The sequence below is a fragment of the Pseudobacillus wudalianchiensis genome (assembly GCF_001685015.1).
Taxonomy (GTDB): Bacteria; Bacillota; Bacilli; order Bacillales; family Domibacillaceae; genus Pseudobacillus; species Pseudobacillus wudalianchiensis.
The window spans coordinates 495,704-509,472 of the sequence record NZ_MAYT01000001.1; the positions used below are offsets into that span (position 1 = coordinate 495,704).

The 13,769-nt window shown below is 34.8% G+C and carries 16 protein-coding genes; 14 read left to right on the forward strand and 2 right to left on the reverse strand.

Annotated features, from left to right (window positions below):
- Positions 1-38 precede the first annotated feature (38 nt).
- The 3 genes from A8F95_RS02515 to A8F95_RS22900 all read left to right on the forward strand — a co-directional run bounded on the left by A8F95_RS02515 (position 39) and on the right by A8F95_RS22900 (position 1,128).
- Positions 39-431: a hypothetical protein gene (locus tag A8F95_RS02515; RefSeq protein ID WP_141676213.1), complete on the forward strand. Its 393-nt coding sequence runs from the start codon at positions 39-41 to the stop codon at positions 429-431.
- A gap of 220 nt (positions 432-651) precedes the next feature.
- The gene (locus A8F95_RS22895; protein ID WP_245671057.1) at positions 652-891 is read left to right on the forward strand and encodes a hypothetical protein; all 240 of its coding nucleotides are present in this window, start codon (positions 652-654) and stop codon (positions 889-891) included.
- A complete protein-coding gene (locus A8F95_RS22900) occupies positions 892-1,128 on the forward strand; it encodes a hypothetical protein (RefSeq protein WP_245671059.1) in 237 nt (78 codons plus the stop codon).
- Positions 1,129-1,185: 57 nt separating this feature from the next.
- Here A8F95_RS22900 and A8F95_RS02525 read toward each other — a convergent pair whose 3' ends face one another.
- Entirely contained in the window at positions 1,186-1,620 is a 435-nt protein-coding gene (locus tag A8F95_RS02525) for a DUF3139 domain-containing protein (RefSeq protein ID WP_065409079.1), read from the reverse strand.
- 218 nt (positions 1,621-1,838) lie between these two features.
- On the opposite strand from A8F95_RS02525, the gene A8F95_RS02530 reads away from it, so the two are divergent.
- Together A8F95_RS02530 and A8F95_RS02535 are read left to right on the forward strand one after the other, a co-directional pair.
- Positions 1,839-2,276, forward strand: coding sequence for a YhfM domain-containing protein (locus A8F95_RS02530; protein ID WP_065409080.1), 438 nt, complete (start codon positions 1,839-1,841; stop codon positions 2,274-2,276).
- 142 nt (positions 2,277-2,418) lie between these two features.
- Positions 2,419-2,793 carry a hypothetical protein gene (locus A8F95_RS02535; protein ID WP_141676214.1) on the forward strand — a complete coding sequence of 125 codons (375 nt, stop codon included), beginning with the start codon at positions 2,419-2,421 and terminating at the stop codon, positions 2,791-2,793.
- A gap of 161 nt (positions 2,794-2,954) precedes the next feature.
- Here the strand turns inward: A8F95_RS02535 and A8F95_RS02540 are convergent, their stop codons facing one another.
- Positions 2,955-3,365 (reverse strand): hypothetical protein, encoded by a 411-nt coding sequence (locus tag A8F95_RS02540; RefSeq protein ID WP_065409082.1) that lies wholly within the window; start codon positions 3,363-3,365, stop codon positions 2,955-2,957.
- A 373-nt stretch (positions 3,366-3,738) separates the two neighbouring features.
- Here A8F95_RS02540 and A8F95_RS02545 point away from each other — a divergent pair, with 373 nt between their 5' ends.
- The 9 genes from A8F95_RS02545 (at position 3,739) to A8F95_RS02585 (ending at position 13,763) form a co-directional block, all read left to right on the forward strand.
- A complete protein-coding gene (locus A8F95_RS02545; RefSeq protein WP_245671104.1) occupies positions 3,739-5,727 on the forward strand; it encodes a Mu transposase C-terminal domain-containing protein in 1,989 nt (662 codons plus the stop codon).
- Positions 5,720-6,607: a TniB family NTP-binding protein gene (locus A8F95_RS02550; RefSeq protein ID WP_065409084.1), complete on the forward strand. Its 888-nt coding sequence runs from the start codon at positions 5,720-5,722 to the stop codon at positions 6,605-6,607. The genes A8F95_RS02545 and A8F95_RS02550 overlap by 8 nt, the downstream gene beginning before the upstream one ends.
- 112 nt (positions 6,608-6,719) lie before the next feature.
- Positions 6,720-8,567 carry a TniQ family protein gene (locus A8F95_RS02555; protein ID WP_065409085.1) on the forward strand — a complete coding sequence of 616 codons (1,848 nt, stop codon included), beginning with the start codon at positions 6,720-6,722 and terminating at the stop codon, positions 8,565-8,567.
- Positions 8,568-8,726: 159 nt separating this feature from the next.
- A complete protein-coding gene (locus A8F95_RS02560; protein ID WP_065409086.1) occupies positions 8,727-9,113 on the forward strand; it encodes a hypothetical protein in 387 nt (128 codons plus the stop codon).
- A 191-nt stretch (positions 9,114-9,304) separates the two neighbouring features.
- Positions 9,305-9,829: a DUF2199 domain-containing protein gene (locus A8F95_RS02565; RefSeq protein ID WP_065409087.1), complete on the forward strand. Its 525-nt coding sequence runs from the start codon at positions 9,305-9,307 to the stop codon at positions 9,827-9,829.
- Between the two features lie 294 nt (positions 9,830-10,123).
- Positions 10,124-10,522 carry a hypothetical protein gene (locus A8F95_RS02570; RefSeq protein ID WP_065409088.1) on the forward strand — a complete coding sequence of 133 codons (399 nt, stop codon included), beginning with the start codon at positions 10,124-10,126 and terminating at the stop codon, positions 10,520-10,522.
- Positions 10,523-11,247: 725 nt separating this feature from the next.
- Positions 11,248-12,378 carry a nucleotidyltransferase domain-containing protein gene (locus tag A8F95_RS02575; RefSeq protein WP_065409089.1) on the forward strand — a complete coding sequence of 377 codons (1,131 nt, stop codon included), beginning with the start codon at positions 11,248-11,250 and terminating at the stop codon, positions 12,376-12,378.
- Entirely contained in the window at positions 12,368-12,832 is a 465-nt protein-coding gene (locus tag A8F95_RS02580; RefSeq protein WP_065409090.1) for a type II CBASS E2 protein, read from the forward strand. Before A8F95_RS02575 ends, A8F95_RS02580 begins: the two co-directional genes overlap by 11 nt.
- On the forward strand, positions 12,810-13,763 hold the full coding sequence (locus A8F95_RS02585) for a CBASS cGAMP-activated phospholipase (RefSeq protein WP_065409091.1): 954 nt from the start codon (positions 12,810-12,812) through the stop codon (positions 13,761-13,763). Before A8F95_RS02580 ends, A8F95_RS02585 begins: the two co-directional genes overlap by 23 nt.
- Positions 13,764-13,769: the final 6 nt, after the last annotated feature.

The following is a 13,769-nucleotide window of genomic DNA, read 5'->3' on the forward strand; positions in this document are numbered from 1 at the left end:
AAACAAATGATTCCGCGTATATAACCTTTGGTGCTCAAATGGGTGATGAAGATGCCGATAATGCAGTAGCGCCACATCTTATGGAATTAAGAAAACTTTTAGAAAAACACTGTAATAAACATTATTGCAAGGAAGTAGATGAATTTGCTCCTATTCTCCGTGTAGATGGAACAGGGTGGTACTGGAAATTTGAAGGATGCGAGAAGTTGCGGCTTAGTAAAAAGTATCGTTATATAACAATTGATATAGGGATGCCACGTTCAAGGTGGGAAGGCGCCAATGCAGTAGATATTAAAAAATATCTTTTTGACAATCTTAAAAATGCATTAGAGTTAATCGTAAAAAGACTAAAAAAAGAAAAGTATGTTGTTAATGACGCAGAGTTGTGGGGTGATTTGAAAGAAGTAGAAAATGGTTTTTTATTGATATAAGGGTGCTTAGTTAAATAATTTCTTAAGTCAATTCTTCAATTAGGGAATCGACTATTTTAGTTTAGCTAAATAAATGGTGTCATAACTCATAAGTAATACAACTTCCTGTATTTGTGATGTTATGTTATGTGAGCTAAAGTTGTATAGGATATTCCTTATATTTTACGTAGGATCGCGATAAATACATATCGAAATAGGGTGGCATAGGGAGGATGAAAACGTGAAAATAGAGGAAAAAGAATTTGCAGAGAAAGTATTAAAGCATTTGTGTATGGGGAGTCAAATAGACGGTATAAGATTCGGCCTGAAGAGTCCTCTTTTATATTTCATGCACTATGATAGAGATGATATTGACCGTCTTTGGTTAAATTCCGAATCGAAATGGACTATATATTCAAAAGCTCCAGATATATATCCAGCATCCGAAAAAGAGATGAACGTAGAGACAGAAGAAGAATAATTGAAGGATTTCATTGACATAAGGAGAGAGAAAGTAATAGATATTCGGCTAGGGGATGTTTCTCCACATCTTATTATTACTTTAGAATCAGAAAAAGTACTATTTGTAAATGGGCATCATCCAGACTATGAGTGCTGGCAGCTAGGTGATGGGGGAGACTACGGTGGAAATGATTGGCTGCTGATTGCTGTGCCTGGAGATAGAATAGCTGTTTGGACTCCAGACGACTTTAATTAACTTCCTGTAACGTGGAGTTATGGCAAGTAAAGGAAGATAGAATATACAGCGAAGCTATTACTGCTCAATAACTTTTTTTACTCCACCTTCATCGTGTTGCGGCATGATTTTACTGTCAGCAATTAATATATGAACCTGCTTAATGCTGGTGTCTTTTATTCTATATTCATATGCTACTCCTGGTTCACTTTCAAATATTACATGCAGGTAGCCAACAGGACTTATTTCTACCATGTTTTTGTCTTCAATACCCCATTTTTCATTCGGATATTTTTGGGTTAAATATTTATTTAATTGTTGTACGAATTCATTAGTTTGATGTTGTAGAATAAATGACCTTGTATTATAAAAGGTCATTCCTCCAATAAGCAATAAGCCTAAAACTATCCATATCATTTTACGTCTTTTCTTAGGAAACAAGAGTACCGATAAACTGAGGATCAGTACAACGCTAGTTAACATGCCTAATTTAATGATTGTAGTTGGAGACATATTTTACTCCCCCTTAAATAATGTATTATAATTCTAATCCCATCGTACACAAATATCTTTTCACTTTTAACCCCTTTTTAAATAATGCTAATTCTAATCTTTAGTGATGTTAGTTAATTAGAAACACAAAGATATTCAATTTTTTAGTTTTGTACTCGTTTAAAGGGAATTTTTGTATTTACTATAATTTCCTTTACACTTGCTTAAGGGAGAGAGACATGAAAATTCAAAATCTATTATTTGCGTTAGTTTTAGTGTTTGTTTTTGTAGTAGCTAGCTGTTCAAGTGATACTGAAAATGAAGAAAGAACAATAATTGTTGAAAAGCGTGTTGAAAATGAAAACAAATACAGTTATTTGAGAGAAGTTACTGACATCAAACAAGTGAATAAAGCAATTAATATGCTGGAGAAATCGAATTGGACAAATGCTGAAGTAAGTATGGCATATCCGCCACATTATAAATTCCACTTTGACTATGTAGAGAAAGAAACTCAATCGGATGGTGTAGTTTATGAACTTTGGGTTAGTCCGAATAAGGATAAAATAGAGCTTGTGATACAAGGTAAGGGGAAGTATATTCAATTAAATAAAAGTAAGTCAGCAGAATTATTTGAAATTGTTACAGGAGAGAAATTGTCTGATCTAAAACAATGATCTCAGTTAGATTTCCTGCATCGAGTGTTATGTCAATGAAGAGTGTATGGATTATTCACTCGGTTCGTTAAGGTCTTCCTTAATAAGGAAAATAAATGGCTTGCATATGGGGGAGATAGAGCAAGTGTGTTATTTTATACATTTGAAAGTAACTGAGGAAGGTAAACAGATATACGCTGAAGAATTAATGAAACTACTTTCTGATAAAAGTAACGATATAAAAATTGTTGGACAATATCCTGACTTCACGTTAACTGATGGCATGTGCTCTTGTAATTTTATCTGGGAAGGTGGCAAAAAAATAAGCTTGGATAATAAAATTTTTCAAACCATTCTTTCGAACGATTCAATCAAAAATATATTAGTTGGTTGGACTTGGGGTGAACGTCTCCCTCAATTAGATAATAAATTGAGTATGGATATTAAAGAGTTTGTAAAAAGGAATAAAAAAGCGAAACTACAAATGGATACTTGGTATCGCCTGTTTGATTTAAATAAATATAATAAGTATCAATAACTATGTTTAAGTAGTGCTGATCAATAAGATTTTTTTATTGGCGGAAGTTTTAGTTAAGAAGTTAATAGTTAAAAGGAGCTTCTACTCTGGAAGCTCCTTTTTTATGCTCATAATGTGATGTTATGCAAAATGAGGTTGTATAAACTATACATCTGATAATTTTAGAACAACAAGCTAGTTATTATTTCTTGAAATCCTCCACGAGTTTGAACCCGAACAGTCGCATGTTTGGGAGAAGCGGTCTTTTCTCTAGTTGTAATAGAATGGAAATTCAACTCTTGGGGCTTTTTCTCGGTTTGTTTTAAGACTTCCGTAAGCAACCTTGAGGTGCGCCATCCACTATTATTATCTAAACCAAATGTCAGTTCTTCTCCGTTTTTTTGAAACGTTCCTTCTATGTAATCAATTTTATTATTTGGATAAGATGCTTTAACTTCGCTGTAAGATATTGGATTGTCGTAGTCAATAATATACACTTTAGTCCCCTTACCTAGTAAAAGCATTAGGATCGCTAAACAAAATATGATTAGTAGAATCATTCTTTTTTTTAATACTTTATTGGCAATATTCATCCCTCTCTGTTACTCCTCTTTTTATATTTAATAGTAATTATATCGGTTAATTCATCCTTTTTTTGTATTTAATCTGTTTTGTTCGTAATGTTAAAATGGCAGCAATTTTTCTGCCGTTTTATTGTCAGGATGTATCAGTCTCATAAGTCGATCCTTCGTTTCAAAAACCCATTTTTCATTTTTATGAAATTATCAATTTTATAATATTAATTCGATAATGTCAATATTTTTTTATGTTTTTATGGAAATTTTATATCGGAATATTGTAAGATAGTATCAAATTAGTAATTAAACGTATGTAAAAGGGTTGGCGGCTTATAACATGATTACTCTGGCGAAATAGTGAGTTAGCTGAAGGGGGCTAAGTGTGATTATGAGGATGTACGTTAGCATTGGTACAAAATTCAAATTGAACGAACGATTCTTTGAAGTAGTTGAAGAAGTAGAGAAAGATATTTTTCTTGCTAAAGATTTAAACTTTGGATCAACGCAACAAAAATTCACACTAACTGAACTTTATAGTTACCTAGAACAAGGAAGTTTAGAATTTCAGCATAATAAGGAAAAAAAGGTTGCACCTCATTCTGATTTTGCTGACTTTTCTATGTTGCATGTAAAAAAACAGGAAGAAGCAAAATACCGATATTTTGCCATTGAGCCGCTTCTCCAGGTTAGTGATCAAGAATTAAAACCCTATGTTAAAGAAAGATGCGAAGTTTTGCGTCTTCAAGGTTACAAAGTTTCTGAAAGATCTCTCTATCGTTGGTTATCTGCCTTTTTGGATTCTGAGGGAGATATACGTTCTCTAGTTGATCAACTTCATAATTCAGGGCCAAAAGAAAAGCTTATTCATGGTGAAGTTGATTTAATTATTGCTGAAGTAATGGATTCTTTATATAAAAGAAGAGAACTTGCTAATCCTAAAAAGGTTTTTTATGGGGTAGTAGATAGGATAAATACAGAAAATCAAAGCAGACGCAGGGAGGATAAATTGAAACCTCCCTCTTTATCAACTATTAGAAGAAGAATTAAAGATTCTGATTCCTATGAAAGAGATAAAGTAAGGTTGGGACATGAGAAAGCTAGAAAAAAGTATGGAAGCGCACGGTTACTCCAGAGGCCGACATACCCACTACAAAGAGTAGAAATGGATCATACAAAATTAGATCTGATTCTGCTGGATAAAAATAATCAGCCGCTGGGGAGGCCAACAATCACAACAGCTTTAGATAAATACACAGGATATCCTTTGGGCATTTATGTTGGCTATGAACCACCGTCTTACACTGCTGTCATGTATTGTTTGTTGCATGCATTTGCCCCGAAAACCTATTTAAAAGAACGCTTCCCGAGTGTGAAAAATGATTGGATTGCTTATGGTTTGCCTGATCTTTTGGTGGTTGATCGCGGGAAAGAATTTAAAAGCAAACACCTCTCAGAAGCGTGCCTTCAGCTTGATATACAGCTTGAACACACGCCAGCAAGGAAACCCTGGTATAAGGGAAGTGTTGAGCGACATTTTAGGACTTTAAATGAAGGGTTAATACATCAACTGCCTGGGACTACCTTTTCAAATGTTTCAAAGAAGGGTGAGTATGATCCAGAAAAAAACGCTGTAATGATGTTGGATAACTTCTTGGAACATTTGCACATCTATATTGTTGATATTTATGCGCAGGAACCGAGAGGAGACCGACCATCACCTGCTCAAATGTGGATTAGGGCACTTGAGAATGGTTTCACTCCTGCGATTCCTTCTTCGAAATTAGATTGGACTATTGCATTAATGAAGCTCGGAAATGGTTCTATACAAAGTACAGGAATTAGAAAGGATTATCTGTATTATCAGTCTAGTGATTTGCAGGACTTAAAAATCAGATTGGGCTTAAAAGGAAAGGGCAACATGGTTAAATATAAATATGATCCAAGTGATCTTTCGAAAATTTATGTTTACGATGAGTTAAAGATGCAATATATCGAGGCGTTATGTACGGATCAGGAATACTCCCGATATTTAAATGAATATTCTCATAGACTTTATCTTGCAACAGCTAAAGAAGAAGAAAAAAAATATGTAAGTATCGATAACATTGCAGCTGCTAGGGCAAAAACAGAAGAATTACTGCAAGCCCATATCATGAACAAGAAAGAAAGGCAAAGATTAGAACGCATGTCAGGAGAAGGGTCCAATAAATTACTAAATACAGAGAAGAGAAATAAGTCAGAAAACCAGGTAATAGAGGGGGAAGTTGAAAAAATATCATCTACGCCCGAAAAAGCGGCGGCCAAACTCAATAGGAAGGAGCATTACAAAGCCGAGGAATTAAACTTTGACGTAGATTGGGATGTGACCTATGACTAATGATTTTTTACAAATGACTAAAGAGGAAAAAATTAAAAAAATTGATCTTATGCGGATTCAACACCCTAATTTCAAAGAAGCGCTAAAAAAAATCAGCCTGTGTCATAAATCTAAATTAAAATCTGCTGATCCTCAATGTCTTTTAATTACAGGGAATTACGGCACTGGAAAAACCACAATTTTAAACTATTATGTTAAACAAAACCAAAAAGAAATGGCGCTGGAAAATACAACGAAGAAGGCGATTTTATATGGATCAATACCCAGCCCAACGCGGATAAACACCTTTTTAGAAGCCATGTTAGATCATTTGGGCGATCCCTATGCTATTAAAGGGACAATTGGAAATAAACAATATCGACTGGTTAATTTAATAAAGGATTCAGAAGTAGAGCTAATTATGCTGGATGAATTCCAGCACTTTGTACATCGGAATCACCAGGTAAATCATGATGTAGCGGACTGCTTTAAGTCTATTATCAATGAAACTAAAGTTCCTGTTGTACTACTTGGATTAGACGAATCTGAAAAGGTGCTAAACGATAATGGACAATTGAAGAGACGCTTCTCGTTTAGACATCACCTCGCTGACTTTAATTGTAGGAATGCTGAAGCAACTAGTCAATTTAGAATTTTGCTTCATAGTATTGATAAAAGCCTCCCATTTGAGAAACTCTCAGGTTTAAAAGAAGTAGATATGTGGGAGAAATTTGAAAATGCCACAAAGGGTAATATGAGTGCTTTGATGAAAATTATCCGCACGGCCGCTATCGAAGCAGTAGAAGCAAATGATAAATTTATAAGTGAGAAGCGTTTTGCAAAAGCTTTTGAATTGCATTCTTTTATTATGAATGGAGAAAACCCTTTTAAGTTTGAGTAGAATTTACGAATGATTGTCGCACTTGAAGAATAAGGGTGAGAAGTATGAAGTTTTAACTAGTAATGAATTAAATGACTTCAAAGATGATGACTGAAAATGAGGTGATAGGAATATGGACAAACTCCCTCTTAATAAAACCCAACCGAAGGACAAGGAAAGTCTCTATTCGTTCTTACATCGATTAGCTTTAGTTAATTATTACGAACACTTTAGCGCCATGTTCACTGAACTGCGAGATGCGTCATTTGCAGAAAATTGCAATGAAATCCATCCGCATTTAAAATGGGTGGGATTTGTAAGTTCTTTATTAGAGCGCATGGGGATTGATATAAATTCTCTTGTTGTTAATCAATACGACCAATTGCTTGTTCGGAAGACAAGGATGGAATCCTCAGTAAAGAGAAGGGATTATTATAGAAAGTATTATCATCGATATTCAACCAAATACTGTCCTGAATGTTTAAAAGAGGACTTCTATCATCGTAACTATTGGGACATTAGCTATGTAACTGTTTGTACCAAACATAAAGCGAGTCTCATCACTCATTGCACCAAATGTAAATGTACTGTTTTAATGTCTCGTCTCCTTAGTGACAAATGCAAATGTGGTAAGAAATATACAAAAATAAAAGTCCGAAAGCCTGATCCACTAACACTTCAAGCTCAGACAAGTTTTCAGCATCTTTTGTTTGGAGAAAAAAAGAAAATTAAACGTGCCAATAGCTCTTACATTAGTGGAGATGAATATTTGGATTTTTTATTCTTTTTCAGGCGGGTTATAGAAAATTTAAAAGTTAGTTCGTTTTTCTTTTCCGATTTTTATGGCATAAAAAATAAATTGATGTTTAGCGAGAAAGAATTTATGCATATTAATCGATCCAACTTAAATTTTATTGTTTCTACTTTACATTTTTTAATTACAGACCCCGCAAAAGATTTGGAAAATTTAATTAATTCTTTAGACGGGACAAAGAAACGGAGGGATGCTGGTAACTATGCTTATAATGAAAGATATCATGCTTTGCGAAGAATTTTTAAGACGGAAAAAGGTTTATACTATTACGAAATTTATACAGATATACTCAACCACAAAAAAGATGAAAATATTAATCATAGAAAGATACTCCCCCCTTTAACAAAGGATAAAGCTTTTATAACATTAGATGAGGCAGCCAAACTTTTAAACTCAAAACTTTATACTGTAAAAAACTTGTGTAAACATAATTTAATTAAAGAACATGTGACCTGTAAAAATGGGAAGAGAATAACGGTAGTTGAGAAGGAAAGTGTCAATGAATACCTTAAAATAAAAAGATCTAGTTTCACGTTGTATCAAGGTATGAAATATTTGGGATTGAACTATCAACATTTAATAGAACTGATCAATGTCAAGCTTATTAAGCCTATTCATGGTAAAAGTGTTGATGGTCACCGCATATGGTATATTCCGAAAAAGGAAGTTTTCTGCTTTGAGAAGGAACTGAAAGAAAAACTTCTTCCCATATCCTCAATAAAAGAGGAGTGGTGGGACATTCGGCAAGTGAGTTCTAGTCTAAGACAGTATCAAATTAGTATTGGGGAAATTTACCTGTTAATTTTTAATGGCAGTTTCCGAGTATATCACGATAAAAATAAAAAATTAACAGTTGGGTTAAAAATTCTTAAGCAAGACGTGGAACGTTTTTTAAAAGAATTATATTACAAAAGAATTAGCGAAAAAGGGTATCGGGGAAGAGAGCTTGAAAGAGCTTGTAAAGCAACGCCAAAAAAGATTAAACAACTTTTGGATAATGAGATTCTCCAAATAAGTTCTGCCGTTAAAAGTGGTAAATATCCTCCCCAAAACTATGTAGATAAGCAACAAGTCATTGAATATCTAAAAAATTATAAGGGAATGAATGAAATTTCGATTGAGAAACATCTACGAGCAGTAGAGGTTGCTTTTGAACCACCTATATAGTAATGTCTTCTAGTTTGAAATATGCCAAAGGAGCAGATTAGTAAAACAAATTAAGTGGACTTACCCCTTTTATACAGCCATATACTTAAATTAAAAAAGGAAGTGTAAAAGCTGAAAAAGGGCAAAATTGCTTTAATCGGAGCCACTTTAATTTTATTAGTGATAACCTTTCTACTTATCAATAACTCTACATCAAAAGAAAAAAAATATGAAATTTCTCCTTCAGCAAGTTCTGAAATAAAAGCAGAAAATGAAAAGAAGTTAAAAGAAATAGAGGAAATTCAAACTATTCTTTATCAAGAGGACGGCTTTTTTGAGCAAGTAAACAACAAATTAAAAGAAAGAGGCTATGCTTTTCAAGTAGGAGTTGCGGTTTATTCAAAAGATGATATTCGGGTGAAATATATCTTAATAAATAAAGATGCTGTTGAACCAGCCCAAAAAGAGATAAAATCAATTTTCTATGAGGCAGTGAAAAAGAATGATCTAGATCCCGATTCATTTCATCTTAAAGTGGGTGATAGTGATGATGGACCAGATTGGTAATGAGGTTTCTTATTTTGCTAACAAAGATTTAGTTGAATAGGAACAGGAGGAACTTTCATAAATGAGGTTCCTCCTAATTATTGTGCAAAAAAACAACATTAAAATTTAACGGAGCTTATCCTTAAATAAGCGTTTGAAAATAAATGATATAATTGAAATAAAATAAGAACTTCAACTATCGGAGGAGTCAAATGACTAAAATCAGGGGATACACTTGTAGCTGCTGTGGTGAATATCACGAAGAACTTCCAACGAGTTACGGAAACCCAGCACCAGTTTATTACTATTATGTTGAGCCAGATGAGCAGGAAGATAGATTTGAACTAGATGACGACTTATGTATTATGGACAATGAACACTATTTTATTCGCGGATGCATTGAAATTCCTATAATTGGGATGGATGAACACCTGATATGGGGCGCATGGGTTTCATTAAGTGAAGATAACTTTAACAAAACAAAAGAACTGTGGGATAAACAGGAATTATTAGAGCCAATGCTTGGTTGGTTATCAACTGATTTACCTTGTTATCCTGATACAGTGAATTTAAAAGCTAGAGTTCATCCTAGGCCAGATGGAATTAGACCTTATTTTGAACTTGAACCAACCGACCATCCTTTAGCAGTGGAATTTAGGGATGGAGTGACTATTGAACGGGTGCAAGAGATAGCTGAGCAGTTTTGTTTAAAGCGTGATAACGAAACAAAAGAGTAGTGATGTCATTTAACGGGTTCCTTTTTGAGGGTTTAGCTAAAATAGCAGTAAAAAGTGGACTGTATGACTGATTTTCCATCGCTGGATTCCACAGAAATCTCAAGGATGGTACTTTATGAAAATACCGCTCGACCAACTTCTTTATCCAACAAATAAGAAGATTATCGGCTCTTGAACGGCCACTAACAAGGATAAGGATGACAAGAGCTGCATCTATTCGAACTTCAATCTCAAATATGCTTATATGGCTTTGACAATCTTGAGGATGTATTACAATAGGGAAGGGTAGAAGTGATGAAAAATAAGTGGTTTAAGAAATTAAAGCCTCTTTTGATAACCGCAGTAGTTCTGATCGGTCTTTATTTTGCAGGTAATTATGTACTTAATACACTATTCGGGGATATGTGTGGAAACAAGATTGTTCAAAAGTTACCTTCACCAAATGGAGATAAAGTAGCTTATATTTTTCAGCGAGATTGTGGTGCTACAACAGGGACATCATATCAGTTATCAATTTTGAATTCTGATGAGGAACTCCCGAATAAATCTGGAAATGCATTCGTTTCGGATAACCAATTTCAAATCAAGTGGATTACCAACGATAAATTACGAGTAAATTATAATAAGTCCTCGGAGACATACGAAATGGATAAAAGTGTGGGTTGGACTAAGATTGAATATATAGGAAATTAAATGAGAAACACTTACGATGTTTTCATACAAAAAGAGTATCAAAATCGATGCTCTTTTTTGCTTCTTTAATACTTTTTTAATCTCAAATCATTTGCTGAAAAGGGTGCGGAGAGTGGTGTTTTTATTTCAATTCCCCATCAAGAGAACTTGTTAGCGCCATTTCAATGCTCTTTTTTAGCATTCAATATATTAATTTTAACCCATTACTATAAAGAGATAATAAAGTGCAACTCTCGAATAAAGCTTGGTTAATTATTGCCCTCTAACTCTTATTGAATAACAAATGCAAAACTCCATTTCGAAAAAAGGTTGATCAAAACGGAGTTACTCTCCTTAGCTGAGTATAAGATTATTAAAAAATGGATAGTGTTATTGAGCTTCGATTAAACAAAGCCCCTGTTGTTTAACAAGACTAAAATTTCATGATTCCGATTATCAGAATCAAAAGATACAATACAGGCACTAAGCGCTCACCGTTATTTCTTCCATTTCAATAGGAGAGAGAACTTACATACTTTCCATAGGGGGCTTCTAAATATTTCTATCAAATAAATAAACATAGCATTTAACATAGACTTGGGCAAGGAAAATACCTTAAAAACACTACATATAGTGTTTATTTTTTTAATTTTTAACTATATATTGATTTCGTTGTTGACTAAACTTTCCTTGCGAGGATATAATTAGGGAGGCAAGAACAAATATTCGATTCAAGGGGGAATTATATGTTCGATAGTTTTAGTAATCAGTTGGATGATTTATTACAACGAGTTGGTCATAAGCTTCAAATCAGCAAAACACAACGGAAACTAGCAGAACAACGCTACAATTCTGTTGGTATCTGGCTATCAGATGACCAAAAATTCTTCAAAGGAAAAGATGTGGATATATATCCGCAAGGTTCCTTAAGTATTAGTACCACCGTCAAACCGCTACAACAACAAGAGTATGATCTAGACCTCGTCTGTGAAATAAAAGAAAACTGGCAAGGCAAAGATCCCCTCGAACTTTTAGACTCCATTGAAAGACGCCTCAATGAACACGACACCTATAAGAAAATGGTAGAAAGAAAGAACCGTTGTGTACGGCTTAACTACGCCAATGAATTCCACATGGATATCCTACCAGCTCACCCAACAGACAATGGCAATAACACAAACGTGAAAGTGCCTGATAGGAAAGCAGAGGACTGGAAAGACAGCAATCCAAAAGGGTATGCTGCTTGGCTTAATGAACGCTCCGAACAATATTGGAATGTGCTCCTTGAGAAAAAAGCAGTAGCGTCCATACAGCCCCTGCCAATAGATGATGATCCTAACCGTAAGCCACCATTAAAACGTGCCGTCCAACTTATCAAGCGTTATCGTGACATTTATTTTGAAGATGATCCAGACTCTGCCCCAATCAGTATTGTTCTTACAACGCTTGCAGGAAAGTACTACGATGGACAAGTTTCTGTAAATGATGCGATTGACGTCATTCTAGAAAAAATACTTGCCAATATTCCAAGAGAAGGCAGGTTGATTGTAGTAAACCCTACCAATAAACAAGAAGATTTAAGTGAACGTTGGGACGGGAAACCTAAATTGTACCATTCATTTGTGAGTTTTGTCCGCGACTTCAAACAACATTGGTCTGAACTTAATAAAATTCAAGGTATCGATGAAATCGCAAAAGAACTAAAAGTAATGTTTGGAGAGAGCATTATTAATGAAAGCCTAAAAGAGCAGGCTGAATTTATGGAAAAAGCCCGAAAAAAACAAGTGCTGGGTGTTGTTGGCTCCTCGGGACTGCTTGTTGCAGCGGCGAAAGAACCAGTTATCCCATTAAGGAAGAACACGTTTTATGGCGAGTAAAAAGGTTTGGTTTAATAATAAATTGTCTTTGTCAAAACAAGTCATTGCGATGGAAAAGTTATTCCCAAGTTTTGAAGTGAGTTGGAAGAAAAACACCGTTATATGGACAGGGAATCTTAAACCCACAGAAATGAGCGCTACATATACCATACAAATATCTTATTCGTTAGATATGAAGAAACCCGAAATAATCGTTCTCTCGCCGAAGTTAAAAAGGCGAGAGGATGAAGCGATCCCTCATATTTATCCAGAAGAAAAATTGTGTCTATTTCAACCAAGAAAAAAGGAATGGACAAAAGAAACGTTTATCGCAGACACTATCGTCCCTTGGACAAGCCTATGGTTATATTACTATGAAATGTGGCATGCAACTGGAGCTTGGCTTGGTGGAGGGGAACACTTCAGACCGAAGAAAAAAAGGAGGGAATTAAGTGAAGAGAGTGCTGTCAATTGATGGAGGAGGTATAAAAGGAGTGTTCCCAGCTTCTTTTCTTGCTTCCCTAGAGGATTCTATTGGTGAAAACATTGGGGAATATTTTGATCTTATTGTTGGAACGTCAACTGGAGGAATCATTGCTTTAGGGCTTGCAAGTGGCATGAGTGCAAAAGAAGTTGTTTCTTTTTATGAACAAGAGGGTCCTAATATTTTCAAAGGAAATAAATTGTTGCGAGCATTGCGTTGGCTACCGCTTGCAAAATACAGTCAAGAGCCGCTTAAAGAAGCTTTAAAAAATTGCTTCGGAGAAAAACGAATTGGCGAATGTAAGACACGGGTTGTTATACCGTCCATGAATCTTGATACAGGAGAAGTTCATATTTATAAAACTGCACATCATGAACGGTTTAGAAATGATTATAAGGAAAAAATAACGGAAGCTGCACTAGCAACTTCTGCTGCTCCAACCTTTTTTCCGAGTAAGATATCAGAAAGTGGGACATCCTTAGTTGACGGGGGAATGTGGGCGAATAACCCAGTTGGTACCGCAGTTGTTGAAGCAATTGGTGTCCTCGGATGGAAGCCAGGTGAATTTCAGGTGTTAAGTATCGGTTGCACATCAGAACCGTTCTCTGTTAATTGGGGAAGGAAGTTTGGATTAGGAGCAGGTTATTGGGCTCTAAAATTGGCGGACACATTTATGACTGCACAATCCTCTCAAAGTTTAGGAACAGCAAAACTGTTAGCAGGTCATGAGTTTGTACATAGGTATGATGTTATAATGCCAAAAGATCGTTTTAAATTAGATGGAATAAAAGAAATACAATCACTAAAAGGACTTGGTCATACGGAAGCCCGAAAAGCGTTCCATGAACTCAAAAATTTCTTCTTCAATGAAAAGGCAGAACCCTTTATTCCATTTTATCAATTGATAAAAGAAGCTGGATAAAACACT